Origin of the sequence: Streptomyces sp. NPDC051173, from assembly GCF_040689515.1 — a bacterium.
GTDB lineage: Bacteria > Actinomycetota > Actinomycetes > Streptomycetales > Streptomycetaceae > Streptomyces.
In genome coordinates, this window is sequence record NZ_JBFBBD010000004.1 from 17,543 (window position 1) to 34,777 (window position 17,235).

The 17,235-nt window shown below is 69.7% G+C and carries 16 protein-coding genes, 1 pseudogene and 1 riboswitch; of the genes and pseudogenes, 13 read left to right on the plus strand and 4 right to left on the minus strand.

Features of this window, described 5'->3' with window-relative positions; translation table 11 throughout:
• Positions 1 to 84: 84 nt before the first annotated feature.
• From AB0435_RS03745 to AB0435_RS03755, 3 genes are read right to left on the minus strand one after another with little or no spacing between them, the layout of a single operon-like run.
• Positions 85 to 1,398, minus strand: coding sequence for a site-specific integrase (locus AB0435_RS03745; protein ID WP_366426131.1), 1,314 nt, complete (start codon positions 1,396 to 1,398; stop codon positions 85 to 87).
• Positions 1,398 to 1,583, minus strand: a complete 186-nt coding sequence (locus AB0435_RS03750; protein WP_366426132.1) for a helix-turn-helix domain-containing protein — start codon at positions 1,581 to 1,583, stop codon at positions 1,398 to 1,400. The genes AB0435_RS03745 and AB0435_RS03750 overlap by 1 nt, the downstream gene beginning before the upstream one ends.
• Positions 1,580 to 3,085, minus strand: a complete 1,506-nt coding sequence (locus AB0435_RS03755; RefSeq protein WP_366426133.1) for a replication initiator — start codon at positions 3,083 to 3,085, stop codon at positions 1,580 to 1,582. The genes AB0435_RS03750 and AB0435_RS03755 overlap by 4 nt, the downstream gene beginning before the upstream one ends.
• A gap of 516 nt (positions 3,086 to 3,601) precedes the next feature.
• On the opposite strand from AB0435_RS03755, the gene AB0435_RS03760 reads away from it, so the two are divergent.
• Positions 3,602 to 4,018, plus strand: a complete 417-nt coding sequence (locus AB0435_RS03760) for a winged helix-turn-helix domain-containing protein (protein WP_366426134.1) — start codon at positions 3,602 to 3,604, stop codon at positions 4,016 to 4,018.
• A gap of 528 nt (positions 4,019 to 4,546) precedes the next feature.
• Here the strand turns inward: AB0435_RS03760 and AB0435_RS03765 are convergent.
• A complete protein-coding gene (locus tag AB0435_RS03765; protein WP_366426135.1) occupies positions 4,547 to 5,752 on the minus strand; it encodes a transcriptional regulator in 1,206 nt (401 codons plus the stop codon).
• Positions 5,753 to 5,856: 104 nt separating this feature from the next.
• On the opposite strand from AB0435_RS03765, the gene AB0435_RS03770 reads away from it, so the two are divergent.
• The 12 genes and pseudogenes from AB0435_RS03770 (at position 5,857) to AB0435_RS03825 (ending at position 17,118) form a co-directional block, all read left to right on the plus strand.
• Positions 5,857 to 6,234 carry a hypothetical protein gene (locus AB0435_RS03770; protein WP_366426136.1) on the plus strand — a complete coding sequence of 126 codons (378 nt, stop codon included), beginning with the start codon at positions 5,857 to 5,859 and terminating at the stop codon, positions 6,232 to 6,234.
• On the plus strand, positions 6,234 to 6,485 hold the full coding sequence (locus AB0435_RS03775) for a hypothetical protein (RefSeq protein WP_366426137.1): 252 nt from the start codon (positions 6,234 to 6,236) through the stop codon (positions 6,483 to 6,485). Before AB0435_RS03770 ends, AB0435_RS03775 begins: the two co-directional genes overlap by 1 nt.
• A 310-nt stretch (positions 6,486 to 6,795) precedes the next feature.
• Positions 6,796 to 7,053, plus strand: coding sequence for a hypothetical protein (locus tag AB0435_RS03780; protein WP_366002703.1), 258 nt, complete (start codon positions 6,796 to 6,798; stop codon positions 7,051 to 7,053).
• 28 nt (positions 7,054 to 7,081) lie between these two features.
• Positions 7,082 to 7,555 (plus strand): hypothetical protein, encoded by a 474-nt coding sequence (locus AB0435_RS03785; protein ID WP_366002704.1) that lies wholly within the window; start codon positions 7,082 to 7,084, stop codon positions 7,553 to 7,555.
• A gap of 160 nt (positions 7,556 to 7,715) precedes the next feature.
• A pseudogene (locus AB0435_RS03790) lies at positions 7,716 to 7,967 on the plus strand (hypothetical protein); the annotation flags it as partial.
• A 232-nt stretch (positions 7,968 to 8,199) separates the two neighbouring features.
• Complete coding sequence (locus tag AB0435_RS03795; protein WP_366426138.1) at positions 8,200 to 9,102, plus strand: hypothetical protein; 903 nt, start codon at positions 8,200 to 8,202, stop codon at positions 9,100 to 9,102.
• 100 nt (positions 9,103 to 9,202) lie between these two features.
• Positions 9,203 to 9,475 carry a DUF3311 domain-containing protein gene (locus tag AB0435_RS03800; RefSeq protein ID WP_366002706.1) on the plus strand — a complete coding sequence of 91 codons (273 nt, stop codon included), beginning with the start codon at positions 9,203 to 9,205 and terminating at the stop codon, positions 9,473 to 9,475.
• On the plus strand, positions 9,472 to 11,097 hold the full coding sequence (mctP, locus tag AB0435_RS03805; RefSeq protein WP_366002707.1) for a monocarboxylate uptake permease MctP: 1,626 nt from the start codon (positions 9,472 to 9,474) through the stop codon (positions 11,095 to 11,097). The genes AB0435_RS03800 and mctP overlap by 4 nt, the downstream gene beginning before the upstream one ends.
• Before the next feature lie 327 nt (positions 11,098 to 11,424).
• A riboswitch (cobalamin riboswitch) is annotated at positions 11,425 to 11,583 on the plus strand.
• A 156-nt stretch (positions 11,584 to 11,739) separates the two neighbouring features.
• Positions 11,740 to 14,118: a ribonucleoside-diphosphate reductase subunit alpha gene (locus tag AB0435_RS03810; RefSeq protein ID WP_366426139.1), complete on the plus strand. Its 2,379-nt coding sequence runs from the start codon at positions 11,740 to 11,742 to the stop codon at positions 14,116 to 14,118.
• Positions 14,118 to 15,134 (plus strand): ribonucleotide-diphosphate reductase subunit beta, encoded by a 1,017-nt coding sequence (locus AB0435_RS03815; RefSeq protein WP_366002709.1) that lies wholly within the window; start codon positions 14,118 to 14,120, stop codon positions 15,132 to 15,134. The genes AB0435_RS03810 and AB0435_RS03815 overlap by 1 nt, the downstream gene beginning before the upstream one ends.
• Positions 15,135 to 15,261: 127 nt before the next feature.
• Positions 15,262 to 15,684, plus strand: a complete 423-nt coding sequence (locus tag AB0435_RS03820; protein WP_366002710.1) for a YciI family protein — start codon at positions 15,262 to 15,264, stop codon at positions 15,682 to 15,684.
• A gap of 192 nt (positions 15,685 to 15,876) precedes the next feature.
• Entirely contained in the window at positions 15,877 to 17,118 is a 1,242-nt protein-coding gene (locus AB0435_RS03825; RefSeq protein WP_366426140.1) for an RNA polymerase sigma factor, read from the plus strand.
• The last annotated feature ends 117 nt before the right edge of the window (positions 17,119 to 17,235 follow it).

Sequence of the window (17,235 nt, forward strand, 5' to 3'; positions counted from 1 at the left end):
CTCAGACGTACGCCCAGGAGCCCCGCCGGAGAACAGTTCCGACGGGGCTCCTGGGTGCCTTGACGGCAGTAGTTGACGGCAACGTCAGTGGACGGGTGCTGCACAAAGCGGTGGTTCGTCGCTGTCGTCGGGCTCGGCAATGGTCCCCGAGGGGTTGCCGAGGGCACGGCCAAGGGTGTCGATAGCTTGGCGCTGGAGGCGGAGTCGGACGTGGGCGTAGACGGTAGCGGTGACGCCGATGTGGGCGTGGCCGAGGAGCTCCTTGATGACGACGAGTTCGACGCCCTGTTCCAGGAGGAGGGTCGCCGCCGAATGGCGGAGGTCGTGGAAGCGGATGCGGCGGAGCCTGGCCCGGCGGAGCAGGGCGTTGAAGTGCCGCGTGAGTGTCGCTCCCTCGATCGGGGCACCGTCGGGCCGGGTGAAGAGGTAGCCGCTGTCCTTCCAGCCAGCGCCCGCTGCTTCGCGTTCCCGGGCCTGCTGGTCGCGGTGCTGTTCGAGGGAGCGCAGGCACGGTGTGGGCAGTGCGATGCGCCGCTCGGAGCTCCGGGTTTTGGTCGGCAGGGCGGTCAGGCCGCCGGAGTTGGTGCGCTGGAGGGTGCGGCGGATGCTGGCGGTTCCGCCGGCCAGGTCGAGGTCTTCCCAGCGCAGGCCGAGGAGTTCGCCCTTGCGGAGTCCGGTGCGAAGCGCGAGTTCGAAGAGCGCGTGCAGCCGGTGGCCGTGGGTGGCGGCGAGGAACGCGCGCGCCTCCTCGGTGGTGAGGGGTTCGAAGCGGCGGGGCCGAGGGGTGCCCATGCGGACGTTGCGGGCGACGTTGCGAGGGATCTCCTCTTCGCGGACGGCGTGCTCCAGGGCGGACTTGAGCACGGAGTGCACGTAGGCCAGCGTCAGCGGGGACAGCCGCTTGTGGCAGCACTTTCCTGTGGCGCAGCAGCGGGGCTGGTCGCGGGTCGTGTCGAGGCCGCGTGCGCAGCACTGGCAGGTGGTGCGGAGTTGGTCGAGCCAGGTGCGGACGTCCTTGGCGGTGAGTTTGGCGAGCTTTTTCTTGCCGAGGCCGGGGATGAGGTAGAGGCGGGTGCAGGCGGTGTAGCGGGTGTGGGTGTTCTCGCGGAGGCGGTGGATGGCGACGGTCTCCAGCCAGTAGGTGAGGAATGCTGCGACGCTTCCCTGTGCGGAGGGGGCGGGGACGCCGCGGTTGCTGGTGGCGATCTTCTCGGTGAGTTTGGCGGCGGCCTCGGTGCGGGTGGTGCCGTAGACGCGGACGCGCTTGCGGGTGTCGCCGATGGCGAGGACGTATCCGGCGGCTTCCCAGCGGCCGTCCTTGCGCTGGTATACGGTGCCGTCGCCGTTGGCGCGGACCCTGCGCGAGCCGGTGCCGGTGCCGGTGTTGGGGGTGGTCATCAGGATGCCTCTTCGAGGTGGTGGTGGACGAGGGTGTTCAGGGCGTGGGTGGGGATGCGGCGGGCGCGGCCGATGGTGATGGAGGCGAGCCGCCGGGTGCGGATGAGGTCGTAGACGGTGGAGCGGCTGATCTTGAGGCGGGCCATGACCTCGGGGACGGTGAGGAGTTCGGCGTCGGCGGTCACGCGCTCGCCTCCGTCTGGACGGCGGCGGTCAGCGGGTCGGTGGTGTGACCGGCCGGGTCACCGGAGCGCCGCGTGTGCCGGGGGCGGCTCGGTTGCTCGTGCTGGGGGCGTGGTGTGTTGGCCAGGAGGTCAGCGAGGTGGGCGAGTTCGGGCAGGAGGCCGGTGCCGGCGTACTGCCAGTGGGAGATCACCAGGGTCGTGTCCGCGCCGCTGGATCGCCCGTGCTTCTCGCGGTGACCGGCGTTGTGACCGGGGTCGGGGTCGGTGTGACCGGCGGTCAGGTCGGTGCGGTCATCGCGGTCACTGTGTCGGTCAGTGACCGGCTGGCCCTCGCCGGTCTGTTCCTGGCCGGCGTGTCGGCCAACGGCTGCCGGGGCGAGCGGCGTCGGGGCAGCGGTTTCGTCTTGGCGGGTGCGCCAGGTGGTGCGTTCGGCTCGGAGGTGGGTGAGGGTGGTGGAGTAGTGGCGGGTGCGGGTGGAGAAGTGTCCTCGGAAGCCGAGCATGTGGGCCCACTGGCGCAGGCGGAGGTGGGTGTGGCGGGGCTGGGTGCCGAGGTGCCAGGCGGTGTGGATCATGCGGCGGGCGTGGTCGGTGAGGTCGTGCTGGGCGAGTTCGGCGAGAAAGCGGAGTCGGCGGTCGAGGGTGCCGGTGGTGGTCTCGGCTCCCTTGGTGGCGTATTTGGCGATGTAGGCGGCGACGTGGCGGTCGGTGACGGGGGCGTTGCCGGTGAAGTCGGTGCTGCGTATCGCGCGGACGTCGATCTGCCGCCCGAACCGGAACACCGTGGACTCCGGCGGCTGTGTCCCCTGGGCCTCCCCGGCCCCGGCTCCGGCGAGGCGTTGCTGTTGCTGAACGCGGGTGCGTTTGGCGGCGGCGCGGATGGCGTGGTCGAGGAGTTCGGTGGTGGCCCAGGTGGGTGGGGTGCTGGCGGGGCCGGTGGGTCCGTCGAGGCGGATGACGGTGTGGAAGTGGATCTGGCCGCGCTTCTGGTATTCGGCGACCTTGGCGTAGGAGAGCGTGGCGTGGTGGCGCAGGGTGCGCTGGGTGAGTCCGGCGGCGTTGGCGATCTCGCGGCGCAGGTGGGTGGTGAAGCGGGCCCACAGGGCGGGCGCGTGGGCGTTCCACAGCACCGCGCCGGTGTAGTCGTACCGCTCGGGGTTCAGCGGGGTGCCGAGGAGCGGGTCGCCGTCGGCGTGCCGGATGCCGCAGACGCACGAGGATGCACCGGGCTGGTTGTGGACGGGGCCGAAGCCGGGGGCGGTGAGGGTGGCGAAGACGCGGGGGTGGGTGGAGACGCTGGTGGGGACGGTCTTGCCGCCGCGTAGTCCGGCGGCGATGAGCTGGTAGGTGTCGTAGCGGTAGACGTTCGAGCAGGCCGGGCAGCGGGTGGTGCGGCGGTTGCCGCAGCGCACCAGGAGTTCGCCGGCGGGCAGGTGGCGGGTGTCGAGGTGGTCGAGGATCTGCCCGGTGGCAGCATCGAGGCGGGTGCGGTGCCCTGTCATGCGGATCGGGCGGGCGCAGCCGCCCAGCGAGCCGACTTGCCGGGCCAGGGGCGCGAGGTAACCGGCGGCGGCGAGCTTTGGCCAACCGGGCCGTCAGCCGCGCCCGGCGTTCCAGCGCCGAGTCCCTGTTCGCGGACGTGTCGGCGCTCCTGGCGAGCGCCGGTGCGGCGGACGCCCCGTTAGCCGGAGCGGAGGTGGTTGCAGGGGAGAGGAGTTGGAGCTGTGCGGGCATGGGACAGACCTCCGGCAGGAGTCGGGAGAAGAGGAGAGGTGAACCGAGTGGCCGTCGCGCGAGAGAACGGCGGGCGCGGGCGGTGGGCCGGGGGCGTCTGGCCTGGTCAGCGGTGGTGTTCACCGGCGGTGCGTGAAGGTAGCATCGCTTGAAGTGCGCATTCAAGTGCATCCCTCCTCATCTGTTTCGGTGGGCGGTTGGGATGCGGGTACTGTGGCCTGGTTTTCCGGTTTGGACGGGCCGGGTTTCGGTGGTAGTGGCGCGGAGAGGGCGGGTGACCTGCGGTGACGGTGGGGCGGCGGGGGCGTAGACCGGCGGGCGGCACGGTGCTGCTGACGTTCGAGGTCATCGCCGAGGCCCTCCGGGAGCGGATCCGCTCCGGCGGGCTGAAGCCGGGGGACGCGCTGCCGACGCAGGCCGTGTTGATGGCGGAGTACGGGGCCTCCAGCCTGTCGGTGCAGAAGGCCATGGCCCTGCTGAAGCAGGATGGCTACGCGATCTCCCGCCCCGGCAAGGGCGCCTTCGTCGCCCACCCCGACACTGACGCCGGTAACTCGGAGATGGGGAGCACTGCGGTGAGTGGAACCGTGGCCCGCGTCGAGGTGCTGGAGCTGGCACTGGCCGAGACGCTCGAACAGCTCACCGCCCTGCGTGCCCGCGTCGAAGCCCTGGAAGCTGGCGGCACCGAGCGAGGCCGCTGACCCGTCGGCCCCTGGACCGCCAGGGAGCTGTGCGTCCAGATTTTCTCTACGAGGTTCAAGCGGGCTCCGCCCGTCGGAGCTGGCCCGATGTCGCCGACCAACCCAGGGCCGGGGCAGGAGTCGAGGCCGCTGTGGGTGTCGGCGGTCAGTGGTCCGTCAGGTCGTCGACGGGGTTCGACTGCTGCCCGATGGGAGCAAGTTGTGGGGTAAGCGCTGCTTACCCCAGCACCGCCCAAGGCCGGAGCAAGTTGTGGGCTATGGACTCCTTGCCCGCGGCGCGGAGCAAGGTGTCGCCTGCGACCGTCCTATGGTCGGATCGCGGGCACAGGGTCGGCCAGGGGTCCGACCCTCCGTTCCGCCGCCGGGCCCGTCGTGGGCGGTGTCCGACGCCGCCCCGGCTCCGCAGCGCAGGCCCCGCAGACCCGCCGACCGCTCCTGTGCCGAGCGGCCAGGCCGGGCGCAAGCCCGCCGAGTGCCGATACGCCCGCAAGCAGCTGTCCGAACTCCCCCCGCGCGCGATCGGGACGGTCAGGACGCCAGCAGCTCGGCGACTTCGGGAACATCGCGGAACGCTCGCAGCCGGTCCAGCACGATCCGTGCGCGCTCGGTGGTGCGTTCGCTGCCGCTCTGCCCCAGGGCGAGCATCCGGGCAGCCGTCCCGGCTGCGGCCTCGGGCTCGTTCGCGTCGGCGTAGGCGACGGCCAGCCAGGACAGGTACAGCGCCAACTCCCTCGCGTGACTGGCGTCGTAACGGCCCAGGACGTCCGTCAGCAGCGGCACGGCGCGAAGCGGCCGGTGCAGCTCGGTGTAGACGCGGGCCTCCATGACCTGGAGCTCCCCGGCGTCCATCCAGTACAGGTACGACGGCGACTCGGCGTCGGCCGAGTCCTGGGCCAGGGCCTCGCTGGCTTCCCCGAGCGCGGTCATCGCGGGGCGGTCCTGGCCGGCGCGGGTGTGTGCCCAGGCCACCCGGTCCAGGTACAGCGCGCGGGCCTTCGCCGGAGCGTCGGGACCGGCCTCCTCGACGGAGGCGGCAGCCAGGTCCACCGCGTCGCGGGGGCGTCCGGTGTTGCTCCACTGGTAGGCCAGCGAGCCCGCCACGTTCCCCGACAGCACCCCGTCCCCGGCAGCGCGGGCGGCACTGATCCCGAGCCGGTAGATCCGCTCCGCCTCGGCATGCTCGCCCGCATCGGAGGCGACCCAGCCGGCGATCTGCGCCAACTCACCAATCGCCCGTAGCAGTTCGCGGCCCACCTGCTCGGTGTGGGTGCCCTCGCGGTAGAGCGTGACCGCCGCCCGCAGTTCCCGAAGCGCCGGGGCGATCAAGTCCTTCCCGTACACGACGTCGTCCGCCAGCCGCAGGCCGTGCACCCGCCGGGCCAGGTCGGCGACCTGCCCCGATCCGATCCGCTGGCCGGCCCTGGCACCGAGCGGTGCCAGCGGGTCGCCCTCGGGCAGGAAGTCGGCCACGGTCAGCACACGCGGCGCGGGCTCGGCCGGTGGGACGGCCTTGGCCGCCTCCAACAGCTCGCGCGGCACCTCCAGCACCTGCGCGAGGAAGGGCAGCCACTCGCGCGGGGACCGCGTGCCGATCTCCCAGCGGGACACATCGTTTCGCGTCGGCGGAACCCGTCCCGGGGCGGCCTGGGCCAGCGCGTCGGCCAGCCGCTGCTGACTCCACCCGCGCGCCAGACGCAACCGCCGCACCAGTTCCCCGACCGATTCCCGCACCACCTGGCCAGCTTGGCAGACACCGGGGCAGACACGCTGGCTACTCCGCAAGGTTCACGCCAACGAGAACCTGATCGACAGAGCCGAACCGAGGAAGGGACAGCAGCATGCCCGAGGAGGCGACACGCCTGTTCGACGCGAGCACGGTGGAGCCCGCAGCGGAGGACCTACGCCTGCTGCCGTGGACCACCCAGAACGGGCGCCCCTGCTACCTGAGCACCGACGGCGAGGGCTACCTGGCGACCCTCGCTGACGGCATCGAGGAGGTCCAGCTCACCATGGGCCAGGAACTGCTGGACCACGCCCGGGGCGTCCTGGCCCCGGGAGCACGGGCGCTGACGGACGTCGAGTACCGCTGGCTGGCCTGTCGGCTGACCGAGGCCCTGTCGGACGCGCTGAGGGTCGCGGACTCACGGGGGCAGCGCATCCCCGTCCCGCCGGACACGGCCAAGGCTGACGGCTCCGACGAGCCGGGAGCACGCTGATGGGTACGACCACCCGCTACCGGTTCCGCGAGTACACCGTCACCACTGTCCTGGACCCGATGGCGCTGCCGGCCTTCGAGGCCGTCTGCGTCACCGGAGAGGAGCAGGACTGCGGAGCCGCCTCCGGCCAGATGCACACCCCCGAGGAACTGACCCGCTGGATCGCCGCGCACTGCGCGCAGACCGGCCACGCGACCTACGAGCGGACCACCCGCGCCAGCGTCCGTGCCGAGCCTGGAGAGTGGAAGTGAGGTCCCCGAGCGCCAGCACCTCACCGATGGCGGTCGCGGGGACATTGTTGAGATCAATTGGTCTATACCTCTGACGGCAGTAGTGACGGCAACAACCACGCACACCAGTGCACAGCCATGGACCCCGACAGACCGTCAAAACGCCGCTGAGCTGCGAAGAAGCAGGTAGGGCCGGGCGCCGTGCCACACGTACTATGTACTCGCTGGCAGCACGCCGATCTTGGTTCACAATTCCGGGATTTGCGGGAAGACGGCCCTTGATGATGGCGATTGGCAGCATGTTCTGGACCGCCACAGGCCCGGTGGATCAATGACCGACGATGCGTCGGGAATATTCACAGGGAAGGAAAAGGTGCTGCGCCAGAGGATCGCTGACACCATCAATCGAGGCACCCCTAAGCCGAATACGCCAGATCCGGTCACTGGCGCGGCCCGGCCTGGTCAGATCTACGAATGGGACTTCGGTACCACCGTCGGCAAGGCAGGCCCGGCGAATGGGGGTGGAGACCTGACCAGCATTCGCGTGATTGTGAATGACGGGAAAGTCGTGACTGCCTTCCCGTACTAGGTGAGTGAAGTTTCTGCGAGGAGAAAACATGATTAACCTTTCCTTCTCCCTCCCGGAGCCTGCCTCGCCCTGGCGTAGGACCTGGGATGGCGCTAAGCAGGGCGATCCTGCGGGCATTGCGGAGATTGACCTTCGCTACAAGTACTTCGGGGTCAACGTCGAGATGGTCGTGGACGACGTGGAGATCATCTCGAAGAAGAGATTTGTGACGCTCGTGGATCTGGCACTGTCTCTCCGTGGAGTGGTCGAGCGGATCTCCCGTGGGGAGGATGCGGCATTCGGCTTCACGGAGAGCGAGGAGGTCATCAGGCTTCGCCAGGCTGGCGACAGCATCTCGGTGAGCTCATCGAAAAAGCCGGAGCAGGCGTCGGTGGCTAGTGGAGAGCTGCTGGAGAAGATCTCGGAGTTTCTTCAATCGGCGCACTCGCGACTGGTTGAAGAGATCCCAGAATTGGGTGAGAATTTGATTGTCCGGAGAATCACCTCAGGCTCCGGGCTGTAATTTCGGCCCGTAGTAGAAGGCCCACGGCAGAAGCCCCGCTGAAGATCATCAGCGGGGCTTCTGGGTGTCTTGACGGCAACGGTTGACGGCAACGTCAGTGGACGGGTACTGCACAAAGCGGCGGATCGTCGCCGTTGTTGGGCTCAGCGCGGGTTGTGCCGTCTGGCCGGCTGCCGACGTGTTGGCGATCTTCCGCTTCAACGCGGCGGAGCAGATCAACTTCGATGTCGACCTGCGGGAACTCCAAGGACAAGAGCGGCTCGACGTGTTCTGCGGCTTCCTCGCGGCGATCGGCCGACGACTGGGTAAGCCGGTGCTGATGGATTCCGAGGGCAGTGACCACAGTCGCCCCGTCCTCGGGTTCGACGTTGAAACCGATCAGGTGGTCCTGCTGGCGAAGTCGCCGGCCTGAGTGAACGCGGGCGCGGATCGTCCGACCGATGGACGTGCAGATTCGATCCGAACCCCAACTGTCCAGAATTGACAGGCGAGTTAACCCTTAAGAGGGACTTCGCCCACGGCGCTATCGCGATACGGTGACCAGGATTCTTCCGCTTCGTTCCGAGACGGGACGAAGCGACCCCCCACGCTGGCGGCAACCGGCGAAGGGGGTCTACACCCACGAGGGACAGGACTCCCCCAGAATGCTCAAGCATGCTATCGCCCCCGCGCGCTTCTTCTCTCAGGTCCCCAACGAGATCATCCGCCACCCCCGCCTCTCCTCCGACGCCGTTCGGCTCCTCACCTGGCAGCTCTCGCTTCCCGACGGCGTCGATCAGCGGCTGTCGAAGACCGCCGAGCAGGCCGGGATCAAGAAGACCGCGTTCACCCGCGCCAAGCGGGAGTTGGCCGCCGAGGGGTATTTCCACGAGTGGCGGGGGCAGGGCGCCGGAGGGCTGTGGAGGACGCGGCAGTTGGTGTCCAACGTGCCGTTGACCGAGGACCAGGCGCTCGCCGTGCGGGACGGGGTCACGCCACCGCTCGCCGTACGGGACGGGATCACGCCACCGAGTGACGCCGGACCGGCCGTCGGTCAGCCGGATGCCCCGGCCGTCGGTCGTTCCCAAGAAGAGAACACCGGGGAGAACACCCCCCACCCCCTCGCCGAGCGCGGCGCGCGAGCGCTCGCCGCCGTGTGTCATACCGAACGGCGCCTGCGGCGGATCTCCGGGCGGGACGTCGAGCGGCTCGCCCCGCTGGCAGGCGAATGGCTGGCGCGCGGGGCCACGCTCCAGGAGATGCGGGAGGCGCTCACCGACGGGCTGCCGGAGCCCGTCCGCTCCCCCGCCGGGATCCTCCGCGACCGGCTCGCGCGCAAGATGCCGGACCCCCGCCCCGAGCCGGCGCCGCGTCCCCAGCCCCTGCGTGCCTGCACCGGCACCTGCGGCCGGATGATCCGGCCCGTCGCCGACGAGACCGCGTGCCGTGACTGCCGGCTGGAGACGGCCGGAAGCGACGCTTCCGGGGCGGTGGCCGCAACTCGGCGCGGCATGAGCGCCGTTCGGGCCTCGCTGGAGGCGTACGTCCAGGCGCGGCCCGCCGGGTGACGTTGCCATACCGATATGCGGACAGGGGGTGACTCCCCCCACGCCCCTGACCTAGATTTCCTGCGCATCACGTAGTGATCACCAAGGGGGAGTCGCCACCATGACAGAACCACCGATGGAGCCGCCGGAGAGCGGCCGCAGGGCCGTTGTCGTCACGGTGCCGATGGTCGTGGCCGGGGTGTGTCTCGCCATTCCCTTCGTCGCGATGCTGTGGGTCGACTCCTTTTCCCGGCTCACGCCCGCGTTCATCGGGATTCCGTTCTTCTACTGGTACCAGATGCTCTGGGTGCTGATCTCGACCGCGCTCACCGTCATCGCGTACGCGATGGTCCGCCGCCACGAGCGGATCCGCAAGGGAGGTGAGCGGGCGTGAAGAACGGCGTGAACGGCGTGGCGCTCGCCGTGTTCATCTTCTTCTTCCTGGTCGTCACGGTGATGGGATTCGTCGCCTCCCGGTGGCGGCGCGCGGAGAACGCGGACAGCCTCGACGAGTGGGGGCTGGGCGGGCGATCGTTCGGCACCTGGATCACCTGGTTCCTGCTGGGCGGCGACCTCTATACCGCGTACACCTTCGTCGCCGTACCGGCGGCCATCTACGCGGGCGGCGCGGCGGGATTCTTCGCGGTGCCCTACACGATCCTCTGTTATCCGCTGGTGTTCACCTTCCTGCCCCGGCTGTGGTCGGTGGCGCACAAGCACGGTTATGTGACGTCCTCGGACTTCGTGCGCGGCCGGTTCGGGTCGAAGGGGCTTTCGCTGGCCCTCGCGCTGACCGGGCTGCTCGCGACCATGCCGTACATCGCGCTCCAACTCGTCGGCATCCAGGCCGTGCTGGACGTGCTCGGGGTCGGCGGTGGATCCAACTGGTTCATGAAGGACCTGCCGCTGCTCATCGCGTTCGGCGTGCTCGCGGCCTATACGTATTCGGCCGGGCTGCGCGCGCCCGCGATGATCGCGTTCGTCAAGGACGCGCTGGTCTACATCGTGATCGTCGTGGCCATCATCTACATCCCCATCAGGCTGGGGGGTTTCGAGCACATCTTCGCGAAGGCGGGTGACGCCTTCGCCCAGAAGGATCCCGCGACGGGCAGACCGCGCGGCTCCCTGGTGACCGGTCCGGACGCGCAATGGGCGTACGCGACGCTCGCGCTCGGCTCGGCGATGGCGCTCTTCCTCTATCCGCATTCGGTGACCGCGGTCCTCTCCAGCAAGAGCCGCAATGTCATCCGCCGCAACACCACGATCCTGCCGCTCTATTCGCTGATGCTGGGCCTGCTGGCCATGCTCGGCTTCATGGCGATCGCCGCGGGCGTCAAGGTGAAGAACGGCCAGCTGGCCATTCCGCAGCTCTTCGAGGACATGTTCCCGGACTGGTTCACGGGCGTCGCCTTCGCGGCGATCGGGATCGGCGCGCTGGTGCCGGCGGCGATCATGTCCATCGCCGCGGCGAATCTCTTCACGCGGAACATCTACAAGGACTTCATCCGGCCCGATGCCTCACCCGAGCGCGAGGCCAAGGTCTCCAAGCTCGCCTCGCTGCTGGTGAAGGTCGGCGCCCTGATCTTCGTCCTGACGATGGACAAGACGGTCGCGATCAATTTCCAGCTGCTCGGCGGCATCTGGATCCTGCAGACCGTGCCGGCGCTCGTCGGCGGGCTGTTCACCCGCTGGTTCCACCGGTGGGGTCTGCTGGCGGGGTGGGCGGTCGGGATGGCGTACGGGACATGGCGGGCGTACGACACGCCGAGTGCCACTCAGGATCATTTCGGGAATACCAACCTGATTCCCTTCATCGGGGAGAAGGGGTACATCGGGCTTACGGCTTTCGTCCTGAATGTGCTTGTCGCCGTCGTGCTCACGTTCGTGTTCAAGGCGGTGGGCGTGCGGGACGGGGTGGACGAGACAAAACCATCTGACTACACGGCGGATGCGGGTGATCCGGGCGTGGCGGAGGAACTGCCGCCGGCGACGGCGGGGGCCCCCGGAGGTCACTGACGCCTGCGGCGGGCTTCTTCCCCAACCCCGCCCCTTCCCGAAACCGGGGAGACCCCGGACCCCCGAACCACGCTCCGCGCGGTGTCCTCAAACGCCGGACGGGCCGAGTTCGGCAGGACCTTCGCCCCGACCCCCCGGGCGCTCCCGAGATACCCAATCGCGAGCCCCTGGAGGGGTCCCAGAACGACTTCCGGCCGGCCGTCCACCCCGCCGGTCGCCGAGGGCCGTCGCGCCTCCCCGGAGGCGCGTGACGGCCCTCCGTCATGCCCCGTACGGGCAGGCCCTGTTAGCACATTCCGACCCGCTCGATTACCGCACGACACAAGATGTGGTGGTGCGTGCGACGGCCAGCACTAGATGTATGCTCGTCCTCGCTGTCGTCGCAGGGGAATCCGGTGGAAATCCGGAACTGTCCCGCAACGGTGCATGTATGCCGTAATGACGCATGCAGGAGTCCGAGTACCTGCCGACAGCACGCCCACCGCTGAGCCGCACCGGCTCGCACCGGGCGTTTTGTATTCGTCCGGGCCTCGCGGGTTGGGCCGATGGACGCTACGAGCATGCCCTGGTGCTTCAGGCATGCCCGTACGCGCCCGTCGCGCGCCACCCGCCCGGCCCCTTGCCGAGCGAGGGAGAGCCTCAGTGACCATCGCGCCCGCCGATCCGGTCTCAACGTCCGCGGAAGCGACCGGCGGCCCCGGGACCGCGCTGCTGCGCACCCTGACCGACCTCACCGCCGATCTGCCCGCCACCGACCCCGGAAAGGTCGCCGCCGCCGCGCTGCGGGGCCGCCACCCGGGCTCGGACGAGGCCGAACTGCGGTCCCTGGCCACCGAGGCCGCCGCCGGCCTGATCGCCGAGGAGCCCGAGTACTCCAAGCTCGCGGCCCGCCTGCTCACCCTCGCCATCGCCGAGGAGGCCGCCGGGCAGGGCGCCGTCTCCTTCTCCGCGTCCGTCGCGACCGGCCACCGCGAGGGCCTGATCGCCGACGACACCGCCGCCTTCGTCACGACGCACGCCGCGCGCCTCGACGAGCTCGTCGGGAAGGCGCTCGCCGACGGCGCCGACGACCGCTTCGGCTACTTCGGCCTGCGCACCCTGCACAGCCGCTACCTGCTGCGCCACCCGATCACCCGGCAGGTCATCGAGACGCCGCAGCACTTCCTGCTGCGCGTGGCCTGCGGCCTGGCCGAGGACCACTCGGTGCGGGCCCTGGAGGACGTCGCCGAGCTCTACGCGCTGACGAGCACCCTGTCGTACCTGCCCTCCTCCCCCACGCTCTTCAACTCCGGCACCCGCCACCCGCAGATGTCGTCCTGCTACCTGCTGGACTCGCCGCTGGACGAGCTGGACTCGATCTACGACCGCTACCACCAGGTGGCGCGCCTGTCGAAGCACGCCGGCGGCATCGGCCTGTCCTACAGCCGCATCCGCTCGCGCGGCTCGCTGATCCGGGGCACCAACGGCCACTCCAACGGCATCGTGCCGTTCCTGCGCACGCTCGACGCCTCCGTGGCGGCGGTCAACCAGGGCGGCCGGCGCAAGGGCGCGGCCTGCGTCTATCTGGAGACGTGGCACGCGGACATCGAGGAGTTCCTGGAGCTCCGCGACAACACCGGTGAGGAGGCCCGCCGCACGCACAACCTCAACACCGCGCACTGGATCCCGGACGAGTTCATGCGCCGCGTCGAGGCGGACGCCGACTGGTCGCTGTTCTCCCCGGCCGACACGCCCGATCTGGTCGACCTCTACGGCGACGAGTTCGACGCCGCGTACCGCAGGTACGAGGCCGAGGGCAAGGCCGTCAAGCAGATCCCGGCGCGCGTGCTGTACTCCCGGATGATGCGCACCCTCGCGCAGACCGGCAACGGCTGGATGACCTTCAAGGACGCGTCCAACCGCACCGCGAACCAGACGGCCGAGCCCGGCAAGGTCGTCCACTCCTCGAACCTGTGCACCGAGATCCTCGAGGTCACCGACGACGGCGAGACGGCCGTCTGCAACCTCGGCTCGGTCAACCTGGCGCAGCACCTGGGCACCGACGGCGAGATGGACTGGGAGAAGCTCGACCGTACGGTCCGTACGGCCGTGACGTTCCTCGACCGCGTCGTGGACATCAACTTCTACCCGACCGAGCAGGCCGGCAACTCCAACAGCCGCTGGCGCCCGGTGGGCCTGGGCCTGATGGGCCTCCAGGACGTCTTCTTCCGGCTCCGTCTGCCCTTCGACTCCCCCGAGGCGAAGGAGCTGTCCACCCGGATCTCCGAGCGGATCATGCTCGCGGCGTACGAGGCGTCCGCCGACCTCGCCGAGCGGCACGGCCCGCACCCGGCCTGGTCCGCGACCCGCACCGCCCGCGGCGTGCTGCACCCGGACCACTACCCGAACGCCGAGCAGCGCTGGGCCGACCGCTGGGCGGCGCTGCGCGCCCGCATCGCCCAGGTCGGCATGCGCAACTCGCTGCTGCTGGCGATCGCCCCGACGGCCACCATCGCGTCCATCGCGGGCGTGTACGAGTGCATCGAGCCGCAGGTCTCCAACCTCTTCAAGCGCGAAACGCTCAGCGGTGAGTTCCTCCAGGTCAACACCTACCTGGTGGAGGACCTGAAGAAGCTCGGCGTGTGGGACCGCACCACCCGTGACGCCATGACGGACGCCAACGGCTCGATCCAGGACATGAACTGGATCCCGCAGGAGGTGCGCGACCTCTACCGCACCGCCTGGGAGATCCCGCAGCGCTTCCTGATCGACATGGCCGCGGCCCGTACGCCGTACCTGGACCAGAGCCAGTCGCTGAACCTCTTCATGGCGTCGCCCACCATCGGCAAGCTCAGCTCGATGTACGCGTACGCCTGGAAGCAGGGCATCAAGACGACGTACTACCTGCGCTCGCGCCCGGCCACCCGGATCGCCCGCTCGGCCTCCGCCGCCGCCACCATTCCCGTGCAGCAGGCCGTGCCCGACGCCGACGCCGTCGCCTGCTCCCTTGAGAACCCCGAGTCCTGCGAGGCCTGCCAGTAATGTCGACCGCTGAACAGAAGAACCTGCTCGACCCGGGCTTCGAGCTGACCCTGCGCCCGATGCGGTACCCGGACTTCTACGACCGCTACCGCGACGCGATCAAGAACACCTGGACCGTCGAGGAGGTCGACCTCCACTCCGACGTCGCCGACCTGGCGAAGCTGTCCCCGGGCGAGCAGCACATGATCGGCCGCCTCGTCGCGTTCTTCGCGACCGGCGACTCGATCGTGTCGAACAACCTCGTGCTGACGCTGTACAAGCACATCAACTCCCCCGAGGCGCGGCTGTACCTCTCGCGGCAGCTCTTCGAGGAGGCCGTGCACGTCCAGTTCTATCTGACGCTGCTGGACACCTACCTCCCCGACCCGGACGACCGCGCCGCCGCCTTCGACGCGGTGGAGGAGATCCCCTCCATCCGCGAGAAGGCCCAGTTCTGCTTCAAGTGGATCAACGAGGTCGAGAAGCTGGAGCGGCTGGAGACGAAGGCCGACCGCCGTCGCTTCCTGCTCAACCTGATCTGCTTCGCGGCGTGCATCGAGGGGCTGTTCTTCTACGGCGCCTTCGCGTACGTCTACTGGTTCCGCTCGCGCGGTCTGCTGCACGGCCTGGCCACCGGCACCAACTGGGTGTTCCGTGACGAGACCATGCACATGAACTTCGCGTTCGAGGTCGTGGACACGGTCCGCCAGGAGGAGCCCGAGCTCTTCGACGACGAGCTCCAGCAGCAGGTCACCGACATGCTGAAGGAGGCCGTCGAGGCGGAGCTGCAGTTCGGCCGCGACCTGTGCGGCGAGGGCCTGCCGGGCATGAACACCGAGTCCATGCGCGAGTACCTCCAGTGCGTCGCCGACCAGCGCCTCCAGCGCCTCGGCTTCGCCCCGGTCTACGGCTCCGAGAACCCGTTCTCCTTCATGGAGCTGCAGAACGTCCAGGAGCTGACCAACTTCTTCGAGCGCCGCGCTTCCGCGTACCAGGTGGCGGTCGAGGGCTCGGTCTCCTTCGACGACGAGTTCTAGAAAAAAATCTTCGTGTGGCGTGTCGATCCGCGCGTCTGCCGTTCGACGTATAGGTGAAAGGGCCGGGAACGGCCGGGCGGAAACCCCCGCCCGGCGTCCCGCCCCCCACCTGGACAGGAGACGCGCGATGGCACGCTTCATGATGATCGTCAAGGCGACCGAGGAGTCCGAGGCCGGCGTACTGCCGACCAAGGAACTGGTCGCCGAGATGGGGCAGTACAACGAACAGCTGGTCAAGGCCGGCGCGCTGCTCGCGGCCGACGGCCTGAAGGCCTCCTCCGAGGGGGCGCGGGTCTCGTTCTCCGGCGGGCGGCCGACCGTCACCGACGGGCCCTTCGCCGAGACGAAGGAACTGATCGCCGGCTTCTGGATCATCCAGGTGAAGGACCGCGACGAGGCCCTCGAATGGGCCAGGCGGGTGCCCTTCCAGGACGGTGAGATCGAGGTCCGCCCGGTCTTCGAGCCGACCGACTTCCCGGAGGACGTCCTCTCCCCCGAGTGCGCGGAGCGCGAGGCGGCGATGCGGGAGTCGCTGCGCGAGCAGCGCTAGTCCACTGCCGGGCCTGCGACGGAGCGTCCTCAATCGCCGGACGGGCTGCTATTGCGCACCCAGCATCAGCCACATCCAGCCCGTCCGGCGATTGAGGACACCGCCGCGCAGCGGTGGTGCGCGGACGACACCACCCACACCCGACCACACGCACCCGCCGGATACGGCACCCGCTTCGTACGATGGGTGACCGTGACGACCTCCGACACCCATCGCGCGATCGAGGCGGTGTGGCGCGTGGAGTCGGCCCGGCTGATCGCCGGGCTGACCCGCATCGTGCGCGACCTCGGCATCGCCGAAGAACTCGCGCAGGACGCACTGGTCGCCGCCCTGGAGAAGTGGCCCGAGTCGGGCGTCCCGGATAATCCGGGCGCCTGGCTCATGGCCACGGCCAAACACCGCGCGATCGATCTGATCCGCCGCAACGAGACCTACGCGCGCAAGCTGGCCCTGCTCGGCCACGACCTGGAGACGGAGTGGCGGGCCCCGGAGCCGGCCGCCATCGAGGACGACCTGCTGCGGCTGGTGTTCGTCGCCTGCCACCCGGTGCTGTCCACCCAGGCCCGGGTCGCGCTCACGCTCCGGCTGCTCGGCGGGCTCACGACCGGGGAGATCGCCCGCGCCTTCCTGGCCTCCGAGCCGGCCGTGGCCCAGCGCATCGTGCGCGCCAAACGGACCCTCGCCACGGCGGAGGTGCCCTTCGAGGTGCCCGGCTCCGACGAACTCGCCACCCGGCTCTCCTCCGTGCTGGAGGTCATCTATCTCGTCTTCAACGAGGGTTACGCGGCCACGGCGGGCGACGACTGGATGCGTCCGGCGCTGTGCGACGAGGCGATGCGGCTGGGCCGGGTCCTGGCCACGCTGATGCCGAAGGAACCGGAGGTCCACGGGCTGGTCGCGCTGATGGAGCTCCAGGCGTCGCGCGCGGCCGCCCGCACGGGCCCTTCGGGTGAGCCCGTCCTGCTCCTGGACCAGGACCGCGGCCGCTGGGACCACCTGCTGATCCGGCGCGGCCTCGCGGCCCTGACCCGCGCGGAGGAACTGGGCGGCGCGTACGGTCCGTACGCCCTCCAGGCCGCGATCGCCGCCTGCCACGCGCGGGCGCACATCCCGGAGGCCACGGACTGGCCCCGCATCGCCGCCCTCTACGCGACCCTCGCCGAACGCGTGCCGTCCCCCGTCGTGGAGCTCAACCGCGCCGTCGCGGTGACGATGGCGGAGGGCCCGGAGGCGGGCCTGCGGCTGGTGGACGCGCTCTCCTCCGAACCGGCGCTCCGGGAGTACCACTTGCTGCCGAGTGTGCGGGGAGATCTGCTCTTCCGGCTGGGCCGGCTCGCGGAGGCCCGGGCGGAGTTCGAGCGGGCGGCGGGGCTCACGCGGAACGGGCGGGAGCGGGTTCTTCTGCTTCAGCGGGCGGCGGAGTGCGGTTGCTGACGCGTGAGCGGGTGGGCTGCGGGTTGCTTGCGCCTGCGGCGGGCTTTTCCCCTACCCGCCCCTTCCCGGAACTGGGGCTGCGCCCCAGACCCCGCAACACGCTTCGCGCGTTGTCCT